This window comes from Sphingomonas sp. GC_Shp_5 (assembly GCF_026540855.1).
In the GTDB taxonomy this organism is placed as follows: domain Bacteria; phylum Pseudomonadota; class Alphaproteobacteria; order Sphingomonadales; family Sphingomonadaceae; genus Sphingomonas.
Genome location: NZ_JALNUP010000012.1, coordinates 42105 through 63552 on the forward strand (window position 1 = coordinate 42105; position 21448 = coordinate 63552).

General features: G+C 68.0%; 16 protein-coding genes. 10 read left to right on the forward strand and 6 right to left on the reverse strand.

The window, feature by feature from the left end; genetic code table 11:
* Window positions 1-47: 47 nt before the first annotated feature.
* Entirely contained in the window at window positions 48-3032 is a 2985-nt protein-coding gene (locus tag OXR60_RS11145) for a TonB-dependent receptor (RefSeq protein WP_267395972.1), read from the reverse strand.
* 181 nt (window positions 3033-3213) lie between these two features.
* Window positions 3214-4764, reverse strand: a complete 1551-nt coding sequence (locus OXR60_RS11150) for a L,D-transpeptidase family protein (protein WP_267395974.1) — start codon at window positions 4762-4764, stop codon at window positions 3214-3216.
* A 185-nt stretch (window positions 4765-4949) separates the two neighbouring features.
* Between OXR60_RS11150 and OXR60_RS11155 the strand changes: the two genes are divergently transcribed.
* The 3 genes from OXR60_RS11155 to fghA all read left to right on the forward strand — a co-directional run bounded on the left by OXR60_RS11155 (window position 4950) and on the right by fghA (window position 7373).
* A complete protein-coding gene (locus OXR60_RS11155; protein WP_267395975.1) occupies window positions 4950-6062 on the forward strand; it encodes an S-(hydroxymethyl)glutathione dehydrogenase/class III alcohol dehydrogenase in 1113 nt (370 codons plus the stop codon).
* 64 nt (window positions 6063-6126) lie between these two features.
* Window positions 6127-6516, forward strand: a complete 390-nt coding sequence (locus OXR60_RS11160) for a VOC family protein (protein WP_267395976.1) — start codon at window positions 6127-6129, stop codon at window positions 6514-6516.
* Window positions 6513-7373, forward strand: a complete 861-nt coding sequence (gene fghA, locus OXR60_RS11165) for an S-formylglutathione hydrolase (RefSeq protein ID WP_267395977.1) — start codon at window positions 6513-6515, stop codon at window positions 7371-7373. The genes OXR60_RS11160 and fghA overlap by 4 nt, the downstream gene beginning before the upstream one ends.
* Here the strand turns inward: fghA and OXR60_RS11170 are convergent.
* Window positions 7370-7594 (reverse strand): hypothetical protein, encoded by a 225-nt coding sequence (locus tag OXR60_RS11170; protein ID WP_267395978.1) that lies wholly within the window; start codon window positions 7592-7594, stop codon window positions 7370-7372. The two genes, fghA and OXR60_RS11170, sit on opposite strands and share 4 nt — an antisense overlap.
* A gap of 47 nt (window positions 7595-7641) precedes the next feature.
* Between OXR60_RS11170 and OXR60_RS11175 the strand changes: the two genes are divergently transcribed.
* Window positions 7642-9309, forward strand: a complete 1668-nt coding sequence (locus OXR60_RS11175) for a formate--tetrahydrofolate ligase (RefSeq protein ID WP_267395979.1) — start codon at window positions 7642-7644, stop codon at window positions 9307-9309.
* A gap of 164 nt (window positions 9310-9473) precedes the next feature.
* On the opposite strand, the gene OXR60_RS11180 is transcribed toward OXR60_RS11175, so the two are convergent.
* Both OXR60_RS11180 and OXR60_RS11185 read right to left on the reverse strand, forming a co-directional pair.
* Window positions 9474-13601, reverse strand: coding sequence for a translocation/assembly module TamB (locus OXR60_RS11180; RefSeq protein ID WP_267395980.1), 4128 nt, complete (start codon window positions 13599-13601; stop codon window positions 9474-9476).
* Window positions 13598-15532, reverse strand: coding sequence for a BamA/TamA family outer membrane protein (locus tag OXR60_RS11185; protein ID WP_267395981.1), 1935 nt, complete (start codon window positions 15530-15532; stop codon window positions 13598-13600). The genes OXR60_RS11180 and OXR60_RS11185 overlap by 4 nt, the downstream gene beginning before the upstream one ends.
* A 136-nt stretch (window positions 15533-15668) precedes the next feature.
* On the opposite strand from OXR60_RS11185, the gene OXR60_RS11190 reads away from it, so the two are divergent.
* Window positions 15669-15839 carry a hypothetical protein gene (locus OXR60_RS11190; RefSeq protein WP_267395982.1) on the forward strand — a complete coding sequence of 57 codons (171 nt, stop codon included), beginning with the start codon at window positions 15669-15671 and terminating at the stop codon, window positions 15837-15839.
* 38 nt (window positions 15840-15877) lie between these two features.
* Here OXR60_RS11190 and OXR60_RS11195 read toward each other — a convergent pair whose 3' ends face one another.
* A complete protein-coding gene (locus OXR60_RS11195; protein ID WP_267395983.1) occupies window positions 15878-16495 on the reverse strand; it encodes a S24 family peptidase in 618 nt (205 codons plus the stop codon).
* 89 nt (window positions 16496-16584) lie between these two features.
* Between OXR60_RS11195 and OXR60_RS11200 the strand changes: the two genes are divergently transcribed.
* The 5 genes from OXR60_RS11200 to OXR60_RS11220 all read left to right on the forward strand — a co-directional run bounded on the left by OXR60_RS11200 (window position 16585) and on the right by OXR60_RS11220 (window position 21429).
* The gene (locus OXR60_RS11200) at window positions 16585-16761 is read left to right on the forward strand and encodes a hypothetical protein (RefSeq protein ID WP_267395984.1); all 177 of its coding nucleotides are present in this window, start codon (window positions 16585-16587) and stop codon (window positions 16759-16761) included.
* Complete coding sequence (locus OXR60_RS11205; protein WP_267395985.1) at window positions 16758-17075, forward strand: hypothetical protein; 318 nt, start codon at window positions 16758-16760, stop codon at window positions 17073-17075. Before OXR60_RS11200 ends, OXR60_RS11205 begins: the two co-directional genes overlap by 4 nt.
* A gap of 34 nt (window positions 17076-17109) precedes the next feature.
* Window positions 17110-17901 (forward strand): tryptophan 2,3-dioxygenase family protein, encoded by a 792-nt coding sequence (locus OXR60_RS11210; protein WP_267395986.1) that lies wholly within the window; start codon window positions 17110-17112, stop codon window positions 17899-17901.
* Window positions 17902-17999: 98 nt separating this feature from the next.
* The gene (locus OXR60_RS11215) at window positions 18000-20138 is read left to right on the forward strand and encodes a TonB-dependent receptor (RefSeq protein ID WP_267395987.1); all 2139 of its coding nucleotides are present in this window, start codon (window positions 18000-18002) and stop codon (window positions 20136-20138) included.
* 106 nt (window positions 20139-20244) lie between these two features.
* On the forward strand, window positions 20245-21429 hold the full coding sequence (locus OXR60_RS11220; protein ID WP_267395988.1) for an acyl-CoA dehydrogenase: 1185 nt from the start codon (window positions 20245-20247) through the stop codon (window positions 21427-21429).
* The last annotated feature ends 19 nt before the right edge of the window (window positions 21430-21448 follow it).

Sequence of the window (21448 nt, forward strand, 5' to 3'; positions counted from 1 at the left end):
TCGTGCTTGCAGCGGGCCGGACGCGCAGGGCGCCCGGCCCGTCCGGCTTAGAAATTGACGGTCGCGCCCACGAAGATCGTGCGCCCGAGGGCATCGTACACGCCTGGATAGGTGTTGCCGTTGCTAAACGAGGAAAGGATGCCGGAGGCGATCGCGGGTGCATCCTTGTCGAGCAGGTTGTTGACGCCGGCGCGGAGCGACAGCCCCTTGCCGACCGCAACGGTGCCGGCGAGATCGAAGTAGTTGTAGACCGGGATGCGGCCGTTGACGACACTACCGGTACCGCTGAGGAACGAATTGTCCGACAGCGACGACAGCTTGGTGCTGTCGATATAACGCCACGCCACCGACAGGGTCGCCCCCTCAGGCATGATCCAGGTCGCGCGCAACACGTGGCGCCACTTGGGGTTGGGCTGGCCGCAGGTGTAGCCATAATAGCCGTTGCAGTCATAGGTGCCGAGGTCGGGCAACGGCTCGGACACCTGGTTGAGCACGCGGGTGCCGACCAGGTTGAGGTTGATCTTGCCGAACCCGCCGAGGCCGAGCGTGTAGTCGGCGGTCACGTCAAGCCCGGAAGTCTTGAGCGAGCCCGTGTTGTAGGTCGTCGAGACGATGTAGCCGTTGGTGCCGAAGATCGCGCCCGAGCGCGGATCGCGCGTGAACAGCCCGCAATAATAAGGATCGCCCGAGGCCACGCACTGGCTGATCGCCAGCGACGGCGCGACCGAGCTGATATAGTCCTTGATCTTGATGTGATAGTAATCGAGCGACAGCGAGAAGTTACGCAGCGTGCGCGGCGTCAGCACCACACCCGCCGTATAAGTATCGGCCGTTTCCGGCTTCAGCGCCGCGTTGCCGCCGAACTGGCCCGAGCATTGGGTGGAGGGGCAGGCGATGATGCTGCCATATTGCGCAGCGGTAACGCCGGTCAGCTGGCAGGCAGCGAGCGACGCCGTCGGCGAGGCGCCCGAGCAGGGATCCTGGGCGGCGACGTTGCCGATCGTCTGTGCGGCAAACAGCTCGTTGACATTGGGCGCGCGGATCGCGCGGTTGTAGCTCAGCCGAAGCCGCCCGTCCTGCGATGGCGCCCAGCTCATCTCGCCCTTGTAGGTCCAGGCGGTGTACTTGGAGTTGATCCCGGTCGACTGTTGATCGTTATGATAGGACGAATAGCGCAGGCCGCCGTTGAGCGTCAGGGCGTGAACGAACGGTAGATCCTGCAGGATCGGCACCTCGATCTCGCCATAGCCTTCGTTGACGCTGATCCGCCCGTCCGACGCTGCCGATCCGTTCTGGAGTGCGATCGCGTCGACGGTGAAGTTGAGCGTCTCGCGACGATGCTCGAAGCCCAGCGCAATGTTGACGCCGCGGCTCGCCCACGGGCTGGTGATGCCGAAGGTGCCGAGATCGCCGCTGAGATTTGCCGAGACTACCTGGAGCGAGTTGCGCGAGGCAGTGTTGCTCTCGGAGAACAGATAAGCGGCCTGATCGGCGGTGATGCTGTTCGCCTGGAACACGTTGAGCGGCGTACAGGCAGGATCGCTGCCGTCGATTACCGAGCGGCAGGTCGGCACGCCATTGACGTTGACGACGTCCAGCGCGCGCTGCGCCTTAACGTTGTCGACGTTGTTCATGTACGTCTCGTTATATTTCACGAGCGAATACAGGTAGCTGACGTCGTAGTTGAAGCCGTGGCCGATGTCGCCGCGGATGCCGGCCTGATAGCGATAGTCCTGGTGGCGCAGGTCGTCGCGACGCGACTGGCCGTTGCCAAGGCGGTATCCGATCAGCGTGTCCTGGGTTGCCGCCGTGCCCGCATTGGCACCGCAGAGCGCAGCCTGCTGGGCGGCGCTCATCAAGGGGTTGTTGCACGGCACGGTGAACGCGGTGCCGAAGAACAGCGCCGATGGCGCCACCTGCGAGAAGGTGTGATCCTTCATGTACATGAAGCTGCCGTAGACCTCGGCGGCCGGCACGATCTGGAACTTGGCAAAGGCGCCGCCGGTGTAGCGCTCGTCGGAGCGCTGGAAATAGTTGGTTGGCGAATAGTTATAGGCAAAGCTGTTGTCGTACGGCACCCAGGTCTTGCTGCCATCCTTGCTGTTGGCGAGCGTCTTGCCCTGGTTGGGACCGCCGAGCGGGGTGAAGGCGCCATAGGTGCCGTTGCTTGAGCCGCCGCAGGTCAGGCCGGTGCCGGCGGTGGTGTCGGAATCCACCTGGTTGAGCGCGCAGGCGGAAACGTCGCGAGTCGACTCAAGCACCGGATCGGCGTGGCGGTAGCCACCATAGACAGTGATATTGCCGCGACCATCGGCGAAATTCTTGCCGTAGGCGGCGTTGACGTCCTGCTTGCCACCATTGGCGACGTGGCGCGGCGCGTTGGCGTAGCCGGCGTCGTCAACCAGCCCACGCAGATAGTTGTCGTTGTTGACGTGCTGGGTCAGTCCGCCCTGCACGTCGATGCGCAACCCGTCGAGATGGTCCTTCAACACGAAGTTGACGACGCCGGACATGGCATCCGACCCGTACACCGCCGAGGCACCGCCGGTGACCACGTCGACCCGGTCGATCAGCGTGGACGGCACGAAGTTGAGATCGATTGCCTGCGACGGCATCAGTCGCTGGCCGTTAAGCAGCGTCAGCACCCGGTTCGAGCCGAGATTGCGCAGGTTGATGTTGGCGGTGCCGTCAGAACCGTTCGAGGCATTCTCGTTGGCATCCGCGGTAAATTGCGGGAGTCGGTTGAGCACGTTCTCCACCTGGACGGCGCCGGTATATTTAATTTCCTGGTTGCTCACCGTCGTGATGGGGCTGTTGCTCTCCAGACCCGGGCGACGGATGCGCGTGCCGGTCACCACGATGGTATCGTCGTCGGCCGTCGTGGTCGCACTAGCCGCATCGGGCGTGACGACCGCGTCGGTCGGGGCCTCGGGCCCTGGCACGACCTGCGCATAGGCGCTGGTCGAGAGCAGCATGGCGATGAATGCCCCTGCGCAGGCGCGCTGACGATTGGTGCCGACGAACGATGTCATGAGGTGGCCGCTTCCCTTTTTATCTCTGCCGCCAATCCACCATGTCGTCACATCATAGTCAAATACATTATACGATATCCGCTTCTAACGTATTGTTGCGTGGTTTTGAGGTCACACAAACGTAAATGGCCGGGATGGAGGGATGCTCCATCCCGGCCATGCATGCGGAAGCGTCCAGCCGTTACGGCCCGACGTCGCCTGTCTCGGCATGGAAGTGCTTGCCGGGCGCGACGCCGAAGCCGATCTTCTGCGACACCGCATCGTTCCAGCCATAGGGATCGGTGCGCACCGCCACGCCGCCCTGCCCGTCCGGCACCACCGTGTCGTAGAGCAGCCGCACCGGGATCTGCTGCGGCAGCTTGACGAAGGTCTCCCTGCCGGTGGCCCGCGCCTTGTTCCATTCGTCGGTGACGCCCTCCGCCGCGGCGACGATCCCGGCGAAGCCGAGCGCGTCGAACACGCGGATGCAGCCATGGCTCAGCTGCCGCTGATTCTTGTCGAACAGCGTCTTGGCCGGCGTGTCGTGGAGATAGATCGCATGATCGTTCTGCATGTCGAACTTGACCAGGCCGAGCGAGTTCTGCGGGCCCGGCTGCTGGACGATCCAGCCATCCTTCCACGCCATGTTGTGCTGGTGCAGATAGGCCGCGCTCTTGCCCTTGAGATCCTTCTCCTGGATCGACCGCGGGATCGTCCAAGTCGGGTTGGCGACCAGGCGGAAGATCGGCGAGCCGAGCTGCGGCGTCGGCGTCTCGGGATCGCCGACCACCACCTTGCGGCTGTCGACGACCTTGCCGTCGCGCCAGTAGTTGAGCCGCGCGGTAGCGAGGTTGACGTCGATCCGCGTTGCCGGTGGCGCCCGGTCGAGCCAGCGCTGGCGCTCCAGCGCCACCGCCGTTGCGCGCGCGAGATCGGCGGGCGACTGGTTGAGCAGCTCGAGCGTGTCAGCGCCGATCTTGCCGTCGGGCTCGATCCCATAGTCGGCCTGCAATCGCTTCACCCCGGCCGCGATAGCCGGCGTGTAGACCGGCGACGGCGGGGTCGAGCCAGCGGCACGCGGCGCGGCCTCGGCGGGAAGATACTCATTGTCGACCAGCCGCGCGGCGATGATCGGCACGCGGGGGTTGCTGTCGCCGATCTCGATCGGCTTTTCCACCGGCGGGATCGCGCCCGGCGTGCCGGTGCCGGCATCCTTGCGGTAGCCGAGATAGGCCTTGGAGAGTTGCTTGTAGGTGTCGCTCTGCGGCGCCAGCGAGCCGAGCCAATCGGCAAGCTTGCCTGCCTTCAGCGCCCCGAGCAGCCCGGCGCGCACGTCCGTCGTCGGCCGCGGCAGGGTATAGATCTTGTAGAGCTGGGTCGGATCGGTGACGCCATGCGCGAGCGCGCCGGCATAAAGCAGTGCCGCGCGGGTCAGCCCCGCCTCGCGTGCCGCGGGGCTCGAGTCCTTGGCGGGCAACGGCACCTGCCACTGGTCGAGGCCGTGCGCAGCGCGGTGATCGATCGCGTCCACCAGCGCCTTCGCCGAGCCGTCGGTCCAGGCCGCCTGCCAGTTGTTTGCTGCGTAAAAGGCCTTGCCATCGGCATCGCTCGCTGCAGCCTGCAGATCGGCCTGAGCGATGCTCGGCGGCGTTCCGGTGGTGGTGGCGGTGGAATTGCTGGTCGTGGTCGAAACCTGGCAGCCGGCTAGCGCAATTGAAGCCAGCAGCGCCGTGGTGATATGACTGGTACGCACCCGAATCCCCTTGATGATCTGGACGGGGAACGAGGCGCACGGCGGATCGATCCGTTTGCGTATCGAACACCGGCCGAGATTTGCGCGGATGGTGCAAGCGCATCGGGTTTTGGTTGCGCAAACGGCTTACCAAGCGCGCGCAAAGTGCCTAGTCACCCGCCGGTTCCGTCTGGAGAGATGATGCCATGAAGACCCGCGCCGCCGTCGCCTTTGAAGCCAAGCAACCGCTCGAGATCGTCGAGCTCGATCTTGAAGGCCCCAAGGCCGGCGAGGTGCTGGTGGAGATCATGGCGACCGGCATCTGCCACACCGATGCCTATACGCTCGACGGGCTCGACAGCGAGGGCCTGTTCCCGAGCGTGCTCGGCCATGAAGGCGCGGGCATCGTCCGCGAGGTCGGCGCCGGCGTCACCTCCGTGGCGCCGGGCGATCACGTCATCCCGCTCTACACCCCCGAATGCCGCCAGTGTAAGTCGTGCCTCAGCGGCAAGACCAATCTCTGCACTGCGATCCGCGCCACCCAAGGCAAGGGGCTGATGCCCGACGGCACCACCCGCTTCAGCTACAAGAGCCAGCCGATCTTCCATTACATGGGCTGCTCGACCTTCTCGAACTTCACCGTGCTGCCCGAGATCGCGGTCGCTAAGATCCGCGCCGACGCGCCGTTCAAGACCAGCTGCTACATCGGCTGCGGGGTCACCACCGGGGTCGGCGCGGTGGTCAACACCGCCAAGGTCCAGGTCGGCGACAACGTCGTCGTGTTCGGCCTCGGCGGAATCGGCCTCAACGTGCTCCAGGGCGCCAAGATGGCGGGCGCGAACAGGATCATGGGCGTCGACATCAACCCCGATCGCGAGGAATGGGGCCGCCGGTTCGGCATGACCGACTTCATCAATCCGAAGGGCCAGTCGCGCGAGGAGACGATCGCGGCGATCCTCGCGCTCACCGACGGCGGCGCCGACTTCACCTTCGACTGCACCGGCAATACCGAGGTGATGCGCACCGCGCTCGAGGCGTGCCACCGCGGCTGGGGCACCAGCATCATCATCGGCGTCGCCGAGGCCGGTAAGGAGATCAGCACCCGGCCGTTCCAGCTCGTCACCGGGCGCAACTGGCGCGGCACCGCGTTCGGCGGTGCCAAGGGCCGCACCGATGTGCCCAAGATCGTCGACTGGTACATGAACGGCAAGATCGAGATCGACCCGATGATCACCCACGTCCTCACCCTCGACGAGATCAACAAGGGCTTCGACCTGATGCACGCCGGCGAAAGCATCCGCAGCGTGGTGCTGTTCTGATCGAGCGGGCGGGCGTGCGGGCGCCTGTCCGCAACCGCTAGTCACCAATCACGAAAGGAACCCGATGTTCAGCCACATGATGCTCGGCAGCGACGATCTCGAGCGCTCGCGCCGCTTCTACGACGCGCTGTTCGCCGCGATCGGCGGGCCGGCCGGGCAGATCGATCGCTATGGCCGGCTGTTCTACGCGCATAACGGCGGCCGACTGCTAATCACCCGCCCGATCGACGGCGCGCCTGCGACGGCGGGCAACGGCAGCACCACCGGCTTCGTGATGGCCAGCCCCGAACAGGCCGATGCATGGCATCAGGCCGGCGCTGCCAACGGCGGCACGCCGGTGGAAGACGATCCCGGCATCCGTCAGGGGCCCGTCGGGCCGCTCTACCTGGCCTATCTGCGCGATCCCGACGGCAACAAGCTGTGCGCGCTCCACCGGCTGCCGGTGCCGGCATGACGGTCGAGACGCTGTCGACCAACCGGGCGTTCGGCGGCACCCAGGGCGTGTACCGGCATCAGTCGAGCGCCACCGGCACGCCGATGACCTTCTCCGTCTATGTGCCGCCACATGAGGAAGGCACCACGCTGCCGGTGGTGTGGTATCTGTCCGGCCTCACCTGCACCCACGCTAACGTCACCGACAAGGGCGACTATCGCCGCGCCTGCGCCGAACTCGGCCTGATCTTCGTCGCGCCGGACACCAGCCCGCGCGGCGAGGGCGTGCCCGACGATCCCGCCCGCGCCTATGACTTCGGGCTCGGCGCCGGCTTCTACGTCGACGCCACCCAGTCGCCGTTCGCCGCCAACTACCGGATGTGGCGCTACGTCACCGACGAGTTGCCGGCGCTGATTGCCGCCGAATTTCCCGCCGCCGACATGGTCCGTCAATCGATCATGGGCCATTCGATGGGCGGCCATGGCGCGCTCACCATCGGCCTCACCTATCCCGATCGCTACCGCGCCGTCTCCGCCTTCGCGCCGATCGTCGCACCGTCGCAGGTACCCTGGGGCGAAAAGGCGCTCGGCGGCTATCTTGGGCCTGACCGTGCCGCGTGGCGCGCCCATAACGCGGTGGCGCTGATCGAGGATGGCGCACGCGTGCCGGCGCTGCTCGTCGACCAGGGCGACGCCGACCAGTTCCTTGCCGAGCAGCTCAGACCCGAGCTGCTCGCCGCCGCCTGTGCCGAGGCCGGGATCGATCTGACGCTGCGCATGCAGCCCGGCTACGACCACAGCTATTATTTCGTCGCCACGTTCATGGCCGATCACCTCGGTTGGCACGCCGAGCGCCTCGGCCGAGGCGCCGCGTCCTAGTCGATCAGCGGGTGGCGGGCGCGCAGGTCGTCGGCGACCCGCTCGACCTCGGCGATCTCATCATAGCTGCCCGACGGCGACACCGACCAGTTGCAATGCGCGTGGGTGGCACGATCGTAGACCCGCACCTCGCCGAGCACGATCCGCCAGCGCCGGCGGTTGCCGCCGGCCTCCTTCACCAGGGTGGCGAGGAACAGGTCGCGAAGATCGGCAGCAGTCATCGCCGGCGCGCCTAGCATCGCCGTCGCTCCCCCGCTAGGCGGCGATCATGCAGACCGACATCGCCATTTCCCGCGCCGCCACCCTCCGCCCGATCGGTGAGATCGCCGCCGCGCTCGCAATTCCCCCCGCCGCGGTGGAGCCATACGGCCACCACAAGGCCAAGCTCGACGTCACCCAGCTCGATCTCGCCGCGAGCCCGCGCGGCAAGCTGATCTTGGTCACCGCGATTAACCCGACGCCCGCCGGCGAGGGCAAGACCACCACCTCGGTCGGCCTCGCAGATGCGCTCAACCGCACGGGCCGCAAGACCGTGCTCGCGTTGCGCGAGCCGTCGCTCGGCCCGTGCTTCGGCACCAAGGGCGGCGCCACCGGCGGCGGCCATGCCCAGGTGGTGCCGATGGAGGACATCAACCTCCACTTCACCGGCGATTTCCACGCCATCACCGCGGCGCACAACCTGCTCGCGGCGATGATCGACAACCATGTCTATTGGGGCAATGCGCTCGACATCGACGTGCGCCGGATCAGCTGGCGCCGCGTGCTCGACATGAACGATCGCGCGCTGCGCGATGTCGTCCAGTCGCTCGGCGGCGCCGCCAACGGATTCCCACGCGAATCGGGCTTCGACATCACCGTCGCGTCCGAAGTGATGGCGATCCTCTGCCTCGCCGAGGATCTCGAGGATCTCGAACGCCGCCTCGGTCGCATCGTCGTCGCCACCACCCGCGACAAGCGCCCGGTGACGGCACGCGACCTAAAGGCCGATGGCGCGATGGCGGTGCTGCTCGCCCAGGCGATCAAGCCCAATCTCGTGCAGACGCTCGAGGGCAATCCTGCGCTGATCCACGGCGGCCCGTTCGCCAACATCGCCCATGGCTGCAATTCGGTGATCGCCACCAAGACCGCGCTGGCGCTCGGCGACTATGTCGTCACCGAGGCAGGGTTCGGTGCAGACCTCGGCGCCGAAAAGTTCTTCGATATCAAATGCCGCCAGGCCGGCCTCGCCCCGGCCGCCGTGGTGATCGTCGCCACCGTCCGCGCGCTCAAGATGAACGGCGGCGTCCCCAAGACCGATCTCGGCCGCGAAGACGTCGAAGCGGTGCGCCGCGGCGCGGTCAACCTCGTCCGCCATATCGAGAACGTCCGCCAGTTCGGCGTCCCCGCGGTGGTCGCGATCAACCATTTCGATGCCGACAGCGCCGCCGAGACGAGCCTGGTCCAGGAGATCGTCGCCGCGCATGGCACCCGCGCGATCCTCTGCCGCCATTGGGCCGAGGGCGGGGCCGGCGCGGTCGAGCTCGCCGAGGCGGTTGCTGCGCTCACCGCCGCCGATGCCGCGCAGTTTTCGCCGATCTACGACGATGCGCTGCCGCTGTTCGACAAGATCAACACCGTCGCCACCCGCATCTACCGCGCCGAGGAAGCGATCGCCGCGCCGTCGATCCGCGCGCAGCTCACTGCCTGGGAGCAGGCAGGCTATGGCCACCTCTCGGTGTGCATGGCCAAGACCCAGTACAGCTTCTCGACCGACCCGGCCTTGCTCGGCGCGCCGACGGGCCATGTCGTCCCGGTCCGCGAGGTACGGCTAGCGGCCGGCGCTGGGTTCATCGTCGCGATCTGCGGCGAGCTGATGACCATGCCCGGCCTGCCGCGCGTGCCTGCCGCGGAGGCGATCCGGATCGATGCAGACGGGCTGATCCAGGGACTGTTCTAGGGCGCCTCCGCCTTGCGCCCGTCATCCCAGCGAAAGCTGGGATCTTTTACGGCAAGGGGAGGACAGCCGCCGCAGAAGACCCCAGCTTTCGCTGGGGTGACGGCTCTCTTCTGAAGCGGCCGGATCGCGGCAGCGACGTGGGAGGCAATTGGCTTCGCGCGCCCTCAATAATCCTTGGACACCCGCACGTTGGCGCTCTGCCGCCCCAGCGTCGAGATGCTCGACAGCAGCGACAGCCAGCGTGTCACCTGGAACTCCACTTGGGTCGCCGAATAGCCCTGCCCGTCGGTGACGATCTCGGCGTAGAACTTCCGCGTCACATATTTGCCCGCGGCAATCGACGTGCCTTGCCCGGTCTGCGGATCGGCCGGCAGGATGCGCAGTCGATCAAGACCGGCGGCGCGGCGCACTGCGTTGATCGGGTTGAGCCCGTTGCCGCCATTCTGCAGCGCCGCCACCGCCGCGGCGAGCTGCAGCGCCTCCGGCGCCGACAGACTGGTGATCGAGGTGCCGAACAGCAGGCGTGACAGCAGTTCGTCCTCGGGCAGCGCGGGCGTGCTGGTGAAGCTGATCTCGGGCTTCAGCGCATAGCCGGTGACGCGGATCGTCGCGCTCAGCCCGGTACTGTCGGCATTGGCGGCGATATCGAGCGCAGGGTTGGCGGGGACCTCGCCGGCAAAGCGGATCACCCCGCGGTCGAGCTCGAACTTGCGCCCGGCGAACTCATAATCGCCGCGGATCAGCTTGGCCTCGCCGGTGATCGCCGGATTGGCCGGCTGCCCGGCGATGCGCAGGTCCGCCGACCATTCGCTGCTCAGCCCGAGCCCGCTGACGCTCACCGCATTGGGCGCACGGGCCTTGATCGCGAGCGTCCACGGTGCGGTCGGCGCCTCGTCTTCTTCCGCTCCACCGGGCAGGTTGATCTCGCGGATGTTGAGCTGCGGCACCGCGCTCGCCGCACTCGCCTGGCCGAGGCGGTAGCGACTGCGGTTGAGCACCACGTCGCCGGCGATGACGCCACCGGCGCCGTCCGAGGTGAAGGTCAGCGGCCCGGTCACGGTCGCGCCGATGTCGTCGCGGTTGATCATCACCGCGCGATCGGCGTCGAGCTTGATGGCGAGGCCGAGGCCGTGCTGGGCGGCGAAGTCGAAGCCGCCGCTGCCCGTCACATGCCCACCCTTGCCGGCATCGGCGGCGAAGCGATCGATCTGCAGCCGCGAGCCGCCGAACCGCCCACTCGCCTGGACGTTGGTAAGCACCGTCCCGGTGGTCGCGCTCTCGATCCGCGCATTGTTCGCCTGGACGACGCCGCGAATCGCCGGTGCGGCGACGCTGCCCGACACGTCGGCGCCGATCGACACCGGCCCGGACAGGTCGAACAATTCCACCCCGGTCAGCCGCCACAGGGTGTCGGCCGGGCCACCGTAGCGCAGCTGGGCAAACAGTGGCGCATGGGCGATCCGCGTCGCCAGATCGCCGCCGCCGAGCGGCGTCAGCAGCGCCTGGGCCCGCCCGATCGTCTTGCCGCCCGATGCCATCACCGCACGGACGCCGAGTTTGTCGGCGGAGAGAACACCGGCGATACCGACGTCGATCGGCCGTGACGACAGCACCAGCCCGGCGCGGCTCAGCCCGCGCACGGTGATGTTGGTCTTGCCGGTCGGCGCCCGCCCCGCCGCGACGTCATAGGCGACCGTGCCCGACACGGTGCCGCTCAGCCCCAGCCCGGGATAGCCGATGTCGAGGATCGCCAGCGGCATGCTCGTCAGCGTCGCGGTGATGCCGGTACTGGTGTCGGTGAAGCGGCCACCGACCTCGGCCTCGCCGCCGGCGAAGCTCAGCCGGGTCGGCGCGAGCCGCCAGCCGGCATCATCGCCATCGCCCTCGCGGGTCAGCACCGCCGGCGCGAGCAGCTTGAGCGGCCGGCGATCGAGCGTGCCCTGGGCACTGATCGCATAGCGGTCGTCGCTCACCTCGGTCACCGTCTGGATATCGAACGCCCGCCCGCGCGATCCCGCGATCGAGGCACGGATCTCGCCGACGCCGCCACGCAGCCGCATGTTGCCGGCAAACCGGGCGAGGCTCAATTGTCCGCGCCGCACCCCCGCGCCGGTCGCGGTCGCCTCCACCGACGTGCCCGCAGGATCGAGCAGCGTCACCAGATCGAGGTGGCCGCCGCGCAGGACCGCGCCGGCCAGCGTGGCGTTGGTGGCGTCGAGATGCCCCTCGATTCGCTGGATCGTGCCGACCGGCCGGAACAGCAGATCGCCGGCAAGGCCGCCGCCGTTCACCGTCAACTTGCCGTCGAACCCGCCATCGACGACGGCCAGCCGTCCCGCGGCATGGGTCCCGGCGACGTCGAGCCGGGCGATGTCGATCACCGCCTGGCCGCCCGGCGGCAACAGGATCGCGCCGGCACCGGTGAAGGCGCCGATCCGTGACTGCCCTTGCGCGGTGAAGCTGAAGCCTTGCGCCGTCGGGTCGAGGTGCGCGCGGACGTTGGCGAGCCCCAGCGTCGCATTCGGGCTGGCGAAGACGAGATCGAGCGTCGGCCGGTCGATCCTGCCGTCGAGCCGCAGCGTCAGCGGGCCGTAGCTCGCCTGACGGCCGCTGCCCTCGAAATAGAAGGTGCCGTCGCGCCGCCGATGGCCCTGCCCGCGCAGGGTGAGCTGCGGCGAGGTCAGCAGCAGGTCGGTGAAGTGGAGGATGCCGTCGGGGGTCCGCTCGAGGTTGCTGACGAGGTGCGGCAGGCCGCCGGTGAGGCTGCGGAAGAACGCATTGTCGAGCCGCAGCATCTGCGCGGTGCCGCGCCCCACCACCCGGGTGCCGTGCCCGTTCGCGCCCGGCACCACCCGCAACGTCGACGACACGTCGACCACACCCAGCCCGGGGATCAGATAGCGCCCGAGCGCGCCGTTCAGCCCTACCTCGTAGCGCCCGGTGCGCAGGTCGAGCGCGAGCATGATCCGGGCCGTCAGCTTGTCGGAACGCAGTTGCAGATTGTCGCCGGTGAGCAGCGTCGGCGTTACCTTGAGCACGCCATCGACGCTGAGGTTGCGCAGGATGCCGCCGGCGACGTCGCCCACCCCCGTCACCCGACCGGCGGTGAACCGCGAGGTGACGAGCACCGGCGCGCTGGAGAGCCGCCCATGGCCGACGAGATGCGCCTGCTCGAACCCGGTGTTGTCGAAGGCGAAGCGCGGCGCATCGATCCGATAGTCGAACCGGGCGGCTGAAAACGCCCCGTCCAGGAGCGCGCGCAATTCCATGCCCTGCCCGGTCATGTTGCCGAACAGCGCCGGTGGCCGCAGCAGCCGCGCCTTGATCCGCACGTTGCGCCAGGCATTGCCGGCAAGATCGATCACGCCCTGTGTATCTACCGCGAGCGACGGCGAGCGCAGGCTGAGCTGGCCATCGAGCCGGCGATCGGCAAAGCCCGCGCTGCCGTTGACCAGCACCCGCGGGCTGCTCAGCCGCTGCAGCTTGCCGGTGAGCAGCGATCCGGGCGCCAGCGTGCCCGACAACGTGTAGCGCCCGGCCTGCGCGCTCAGCGCCAGTGCGGCGACCCGCTGCGCGCCCGCCGCCGCCACGGCCCGCCCGTGCCAGGCCGCCCAATGGCCATCGCCGTCAACGTCGAGCGACACCGGCGCCCGGACCCCCGCCATCCGCGCCAGCACGCCGCCGACGGCGCCGCGCGCCTTGACGGCGAGTTCGAAGCGGTTGCGATCGGGCTCGGCATCGATCCGCACCACCAGCCGGTCGGTGCCGGCGACCAGCCCGTCGAGGCGGACGAAGGCGCGGCCGGCATGGATGTCGGCGCGGCCGGCGAGCCGCCCCAGCCGTGGCGTGCCGAGCACCAGCCGGGCGAGTTCGAGCCGCTCCACCGCCAGGGCACCGATATGGATATCGAAATCCGGCAGGATCGGCCCGCGCCGCCTGGCGGGCCGGGTGTGCGGCGCGTGCAGCAGCATCGCCCGCGGGATCGCCAACCGCTCGATCTCGAGCCGGTTGTGCAGCCAGCGCCACGGCTGCCAGTCGAGCGCCACGTCTGGGGCCTCGAACAGCAGCCCGTCGAGATCATAGACGCGCAGGTCCTTGAGGCGGGTGGCGCCGTAGAGCGAGCCGTCGATCCGGCCGACGGTGAAGCGCAGCCCGTTATTGTTGCGGATCGAGCCGATCCGGTCCGCCACCCAGCGATGGCCGAGACCGGTATCGACGATCGCCAGCGCCGCCGCCACGATCAGCGCGAGCCCGATCAGCCCCGCCGCCAGCCAGCGCAGCCACCGCCTCAAAACGCCTGTCCCAGCGAGACGTAGACGCCGAGCCGGCTGTCACCGGGTTTTGGATTGAGCGGCGTGCCGACATCGACGCGGATCGGCCCGAAGTTCGAATAGTAACGCACGCCGATGCCCGCGCCATATTGCAGCGTCGAGAAGGTCGGCAGCGTCGAGGTGTAGATGTTGCCGCCATCGAGGAAGGGCACCACGCCAAAGTTGCCGAACGCCTTGACCCGCGCCTCTACCGAGAATTCGGCGAGGCTGCGGCCGCCGATCGGATCGTTGTTGACGTCGCGTGGCCCGATCGCCTGATAGGCATAGCCGCGCACCGAGGCGCCGCCGCCGGCATAGAAGCGCCGCGACGGCGCGATTTCATCACGCGGCGCGCCGAGGATCGAGCCGATCCGCACCCGCCCGGCGAGCACCAGCTTATCGCCCAATGGCTGGTATCCGCTCGCATCGATCTGCGCGCGCGTATAGCCGAACACGGCGCCCTGCAGCGACAGCTCGGGGCTGAGCCGTCCGCCGAGGCGGAAGCCCTTGGTCGGGTTGAGCAGATCGTCCGAGCCATCATAGTTGAGCGTGGTCGGCGCCGCGGCGATGAAGAAGGTCCGCCGCCGCGGTTCGCCGGTCGACGCGATCACGTCGCGCTCGTCGGACGCGACCAACTCGCCGCCGAGCGACCAGGTCCAGGTCTTCTGGAAGAAGATGTTGGTCTGCCGCTCCAGGCTCGCCGAGAGCGAAAAGGTCTTGGCGTCATAGGCGTCGCGCTGGGTATGCGCGGCGGCGAGCTGCGCGGTCAGCACCCGGTCGCGGCCCTCGAAATTATTGCGGCGGAAGATGATGCTGCCGAGCTGCTCCTTGGTGCCGAGCACGCCGCGCAAGGTCAGTCCGCCCTCGGGCGGAAACAGGTTGCGATCGGTCCAGCTGAGTTCCGCGCGCGCGCCCTCGCCGGTGCCATAGCCGAGCTCGCCCGCCACGGTATGCTGCGGCGCCGGCTCGAGCTTCACCCCGATGTCGACCACCGCCGGGTCGCTGCCGTCAACCGGCTTGACCTCCACCGACGAGATCAGCCCGGTCTGGATCAGCGCGCGGCGCAGATCGTCGAGCGAGGTCTGGTTGAACGGATCGCCGGACGAAAAGCGCGCGATCTCGCTGACGTGATCGGCGCCGAACACCTTGTTGCCCGGTAGCGCAACGAGGCGGCCGAACCGCCGCTGCGTACCCGGGCTGACCGGCAGGTCGAGCGTCGCGGTGCGGGTCGCGTGATCGACCACGATCTCGGGCTGGCCGATGCTGGCGAAGGGAAACCCCTCCTGCCCCACCCTCGTCTTGAGCTGCGCCTCGCCGGCGACCACCGCATCGGCGTTGACCGGGTCCTGCGGCTTGATCCCGAACGCCTTGGTGAGATCGTCGGCCTTGGCGCCGGCGGCGGCGACCCCGGCGAGCGTGACGCCGTTGAAGCGATACAGCGTTCCCGGCTCGGCCTCGAGCACCACCAGCGGCCGCGCACCCTGCTCCACCCGCGTCGTCACCCGCGCATCATAATAGCCCTCGCCCCGCAGCAAGGTGCCGAGCAGATCGGCGTCCTCGCGCGCCCGGCGGTCGATCTGCGCGGCATTGGCGGCCTTGCCGCGGTTGGCCGCCAGCGTGGAAAGTTGGGTGAAGCGCTGGCGCAGCAGCGGCGTCGCGACCTCGTCGATCCCGTCGAGCCGCCAGGTGTAGCGCGTCTCGGCGGCGCTGTCGGTCGACTGCTGGGGTGAGCTGGCGATCGCGGCGTCGGTGCCCAGCTCGGGCCAGGCGACACCGATGTCGGGCAACGCCGCCATCGGCGAATTGGGGTCGAGCGGTGGCAGTTCGGCAGGCGCGGTCTGCGCCGCGGCCGGGTCGGCGAGCAGAAGAACGGCCGTCGCACCAAGCCCCAACCATCCCGTGCGCACCACCATGGCCGGGTTCTAGCCGCGACAAGGTTAATGGAACAGTGCCGATGGCAGACATTGGTCGCCGCTTCGGCCACCATTCGGCCCGGCACGGCGCGCCCCAGCGCTGGCGTCCACGCAAATGCCATGGCAGGGTCGCGCGATGGCAACTTCCCCACCCGCAGCCGCCGGCGGCGTGCTCATCGCGCTTGGTGCTCTCGTGGGCGCCGGCGTCGGCCTTTCGCGCGGCCAAGTGACGATCGGCTTCCTGATCGGCATCGCCGCCGGCATCCTCGCCGCGATCGCTGTCTGGCTGGTGGACCGCCGGCGCTAGGCGCCCGCCGCGTTGGGCTGGCACGATAACGATGCCGGCTATTGCGGCGCCCGCATCAGCCACACCACCCGGCCGATCAGCTCCACCCGCCCGCGCCCGACCGGGGGCGCCGCCGGATTGTCGCTCGTCGCCACCAGCCGCGTGCCAAGCCGCGCCACCCGCTTCACCATCACCGCGCCGTCGATCCGGATCACGAAGATCTCGCCGCGCGCGCTCGCCGTTCGCCGCGCGAGATCGACGAGGATGAGATCGCCATCCATCAGCCCCGGTTCCATCGAGTCGCCGCGTACCCGCACGATCCCCGCCTGCCCCTCGCGCAAGCCAAGCCGCTCCGCGAGCGACGGGTCGATCGCCTCGGCACCCAGCACCAGATCGTCGTCGACCAGCGATCCTGGGCCTGCTGACGCGCTGACATCGAGTCGTGGCACCCGCCACGCACGTGGCGCCGCCACGCCCCCCAACGCTACTTCGTCGATCCCGAAATAATCGGCCAGTCGACGGCGGTCGTCCTCGGCCAGTCGCTTCGGCGTACCACGGCTTACAAACTGCTGCAGATAAGCGGCATTGCGCCCGAGCATCGCCGACAGCGCAGCAAGGCTGTCGCCACGCGCCGCGGCGGCGGCGACCAGCACCGCGCGTGGATCCCTGCTCGTCACCCACCGACCCTACCGTAGGAAATTTCCTAGACAAGTTGGAAAATGCAGAACAGACCAGGAACATGATTCGAGACTCGGAGGGTGTCCACATGTCCGTACTGCCCAAGATCGACCGCTATCTGCGCGCGACGCGGATGCCGCCGACCAGGTTCGGCAGGCTTGCCGTCAACGACCCGCGGCTGGTGGGGGATCTCCAGCGCGGCCGCCACGTCGGCCAGCGGCTGGTCGCGCGGATCGAGGCGTTCATCGAGCAGAGCTCGCAATGAGCCGCGGCTTTCCCCGCCTCACCACCGCGACGCGGCTCGCCCGCGCGCTCTGCCACAGCGCGCGCGACGCCGCGTGCGTGGTCACCGTCGTTGACCAGGCGGAGCAGCCCTGGGCGAGCGCCACCTTTACCGGCGCCACCCATCAATTGCAGCTATCCACAGAACCCGGGGCTGCGCTCGACGCCTGGCTCGCAGGCTTGCCCGAGCAGGAATGGACGCTGCCGGGTCAGCTGGTCGCGGAATGCAGCGTCGCCCCGGCCGATGGCCTCACCGGGCACCGGACGATCTCGTTCCTGCTCATTGCTGAGGCCTGAGCCGCGACTCGCGCGCGACGACGGTAAAGCCGCTATGCTGGGCGTCATGGTCACCTATCGCAGCTATCTCCGCCTTCCCGAACTGCTCGCCGTCCAGACTCCGCTCAGTGGCGTGCACGACGAACTGCTGTTCGTGACGATCCACCAGGCTTCCGAATTGTGGATGAAGCTGTGCCTCCACGAACTCGGCGAGGCCCGGCGCCGCATCGCCGCCGACGATCTGCCGCCCGCGCTCAAGATGATGGCGCGGGTGAGCCGCATTCAGGCGCAGCTGATCCAGTCGTGGGAGGTGCTCGCAACCATGACGCCCGCCGATTATGCAGCGATGCGCGGCAGCCTCGGCAGTTCGTCCGGCTTCCAGTCCGATCAATATCGACAGCTCGAATTCATCATGGGCAACCGGAACGCGGCGATGATCGCGCTGTTCGACGAGCCCGAGGTACGCGCCCGGCTCGAGGACGAGCTGAACCGCCCCAGCCTGTACGACGAGGCCTTGCTGCTGCTCGGCCGCCGCGGGCTGCCGGTGCCCGACAGCGTCGCCAGGTGTGACTTTCGTGACCTTCGTCCCACATCAGCACAGGTGGAGGCTTGCTGGGCGGCCATCTACAGCGACACCGATCGTTACTGGGACCTCTACGAACTCGCGGAGAAGCTGGTTGATCTCGAATATCACTTCCAGCTCTGGCGCTTCGGCCACCTCAAGACGGTGGAGCGGGTGATCGGCTTCAAGACCGGCACCGGTGGTACCGCCGGCGTCCCCTACCTCGCGCGCGTGGTCGAGCAACGCTTCTTCCCCGAGCTGCTCGACGTCAGGACGAAGCTTTGATGCGGCGAACCGCTGGAACATGACGCCATATTCATTTTGATATAACGTAACATGGACGCTAGGCTGTGCTCGCACCTGCACAATATCACGGAGTAACGATGTTCCGATTCGCCCTGCTGTCCAGCGTCGCGCTGGTCGCTGCCCCCGCCGCCGCCCAGACGACGACGTCGACCACGCCAGCGTCCACCGCCACCACGGACCAGAGCCACGACATCATCGTCACCGCCGCGGTCGAGCGCAGCGAGGCCGACGTGCTCCAGGGCACCTCGGTGATCACCGGCGAAGAACTCACCCGCAACCTGCGGCCGACGATCGGCGAAACCCTCGCCCGCCAGCCCGGCGTCTCGGCCACCTCGTTCGGCCCGAGCGCGTCGCGGCCGATCCTGCGCGGCTTCCAGGGTGATCGCATCCGCGTGCTCACCGACGGCATCGGCTCGATCGACGTGTCAAACACCTCGGTCGATCACGCCGTGATCATCGATCCGCTGCTCTCCGAGCGGGTCGAGGTGCTGCGCGGCCCGTCGGCGCTACTGTTCGGCTCGTCCGCGGTCGGCGGCGTGGTCAACGTCATCGACACCCGCATCCCGCGCACCGTGCCCGCCAACGGCTACCGGCTGAACGGCATCGCCAATTACGGCTCGGCCGCCAACGAGCGGTCGGGCGGCCTGGCGGGCGACGTCGCGGTTGGCGAGCATCTCGTCCTCCACGCCGACGGCTCCTATCTGAAGTCCGACGATCTGCGCACCGGCAAGGGCTACATCCTCTCGCCCGCCGCGCGCGCTGCCGCGCTGTCGCAGGTCGGCCTGCCGCAGAACACCGATGAGCCGATCGATTTCGCGGCCTCGGCAGCACTGCGCGATCGCTTGCCCAACACCGCCGCCGAGACCTGGACCGCGGGCGCTGGCGCGACGATCATCACCGACACCGGCAGCCTTGGCATCTCCTACAGCCATTATGACAGCCTGTACGGCGTGCCGATCCGCTTCGCGACCGAGGTCGGCCAGGAGCAGGAGGCGCCGCGGCTCGACGTCGTCCAGAACCGCGTCGACCTGCGCGGCGAGGTCAACACCGGCGGCGACTTCATCAGCAAGATCCGCATCCGCGCCGGTCAGGCGAGCTATCGCCACTTCGAGCTCGAGGAGGATGGCTCGGTCGGTACGGCGTTCTACAACAACGGTCTCGAGGGCCGCCTCGAGCTGGTCCAGGCGGACCGCGGCGGCTGGCAGGGCGCGTCCGGCGTCCAATATTTCAACCGCCAGTTCAACGTTCAGGGCGACGAGGCCTTCCTGCCCAAGAACGAAACCAACCAGACCGGCTTTTTCACCCTGCAGCAGTACTCTGCCGGCAAGTTCAAGGCCGAGGGCGGCGTCCGCTATGAAGTCTCCGACGTCCGCGCGCAGACCCCGGCGGACGATTTGCGCTTCTTCAACGGCAGCCGCAGCTTCGATGCGGTATCGGGCTCGCTCGGCGCGTCATACGGCCTAACCGACCGGATCCGCATCGGCATCAACGCCTCGCGCACCGAGCGCGCGCCGACCGCGGAGGAGCTGTTCGCCAACGGCGGCCACGCCGGTACCCAGGCCTATGAGCTCGGCAGCCCCGATTTCCAGCTCGAGAAGAGCTGGGGCCTGGAAGGTACGCTTCACGTCCATGGCGATGGCTACAGCCTCGATGCCTCGGCCTATTACAATTGGTTCACCAACTACATCTCGGAGAACCAGGTCGATCCGGCGATCTGCCAGGCCGCCGCAGCACCGTCCGGCCGCGAGGTCGATCTGCCCTGCTTCCAATATCAGCAGGTCGACGCCCATTATTACGGCTTCGAGGCGCAGGGCTCGCTGCGGCTCGCCAAGATCGGCGGTTACACGCTCAACGCCGATCTGCTCGGCGATCTGGTTCGCGCCAACATCGTCGACGAAAGCCCGGTGCCGCGCATCCCCCCGGCGCGCGTGCTCGGCGGCATCGAGGCGCAGGGCGATCTCACCACCGGCCGGATCGAGGTCGAGCACGTCTTCCCGCAGAACCGCATCGCCCCGTTCGAAACCCCGTCGGATCCCTATACGATGGTCAACGCCTCGGTGTCGCTGTCGCCCTGGGGCAAGGACAGCAAGACCAGCCTGCTGCTCTCGGCCAATAACATCTTCGACGTGCTGGCCCGCCGCCACGCCAGCTTCCTTCAGGACTTCGCCCCGCTCGCCGGCCGCGACATCCGCGTGACGCTGCGCTTCGGGATCTGAACAAGCCTCACCGTCATCCCGGGCGATCCCGGGATGACGGACCAAGCGTCAAGCCTTGCACCCCCAGCCGCCACCCCGTACCGCGCTTTCAAAAGGAGAGACGACGATGAGCGGCATGGGCAAGTTCAATTGGGCAGACCCGTTCCTGCTCGACGAGCAACTGAGCGACGACGAGCGCATGGTCCGCGATACCGCGCGGGCCTATGCCGAGGACAAGCTCGCGCCGCGGATCATCGACGCGTTCGCCCAGGAACATACCGACCCCGAGATCTTCCGCGAGATGGGCGCGCTAGGCCTGCTCGGCCCGACCATCCCGGAGGAATATGGCGGGGTCGGCGCCGGCTATGTCAGCTACGGCTTGGTCGCCCGCGAGGTCGAGCGGATCGACAGCGGCTACCGCTCGATGATGAGCGTCCAGTCCAGCCTCGTGATGTACCCGATCCATGCCTATGGCTCGGAGGAGCAGCGCCGCCGCTACCTGCCCGGCCTCGCCAGCGGCGAGCTGATCGGCTGCTTCGGCCTCACCGAACCTGACGCCGGTTCCGATCCCGGCGGCATGACCACCCGGGCGAAGAAGACCGCCGACGGCTATGTCATCTCCGGCGCCAAGACCTGGATCAGCAACGCGCCGATCGCCGACGTGTTCGTGATCTGGGCCAAGTCCGACGCCCATGACGGCGCGATCCGCGGCTTCATCCTCGACAAGGGGCTGAAGGGCCTCGCCGCCCCCAAGATCGACAACAAGCTGTCGCTGCGCGCCTCGATCACCGGCATGGTGATGATGGACGAGGTCGCGGTCGCCGACGATGCGCTGCTGCCCAACGTCGAGGGGCTGAAGGGCCCGTTCGGCTGCCTCAACCGCGCCCGCTACGGCATCAGCTGGGGCGCGCTCGGCGCCGCCGAATTCTGCTTCCATGCCGCGCGCGCCTACGGGCTCGACCGCAAGCAGTTCGGCCGCCCGCTGGCTGCCACCCAGCTTTTCCAGAAGAAGCTCGCCGACATGCAAACCGAGATCGCGCTGGGGCTGCAGGCGAGCTTGCGCGTCGGCCGGCTGATGGACGAGGGCAAGTTCGCGCCCGAGATGGTCTCGATCGTCAAGCGCAACAACGTCGGCAAGGCGCTCGACATCGCCCGGGTGGCGCGCGACATGCACGGCGGCAACGGCATCTCGGGCGAGTATCAGGTGATGCGCCACCTGATGAACCTCGAGACGGTCAACACCTATGAAGGCGCGCACGACGTCCATGCGCTGATCCTCGGCCGCGCCATCACCGGCATCGCCGCCTTCTGATGCACGGCGCGCGCCCTGC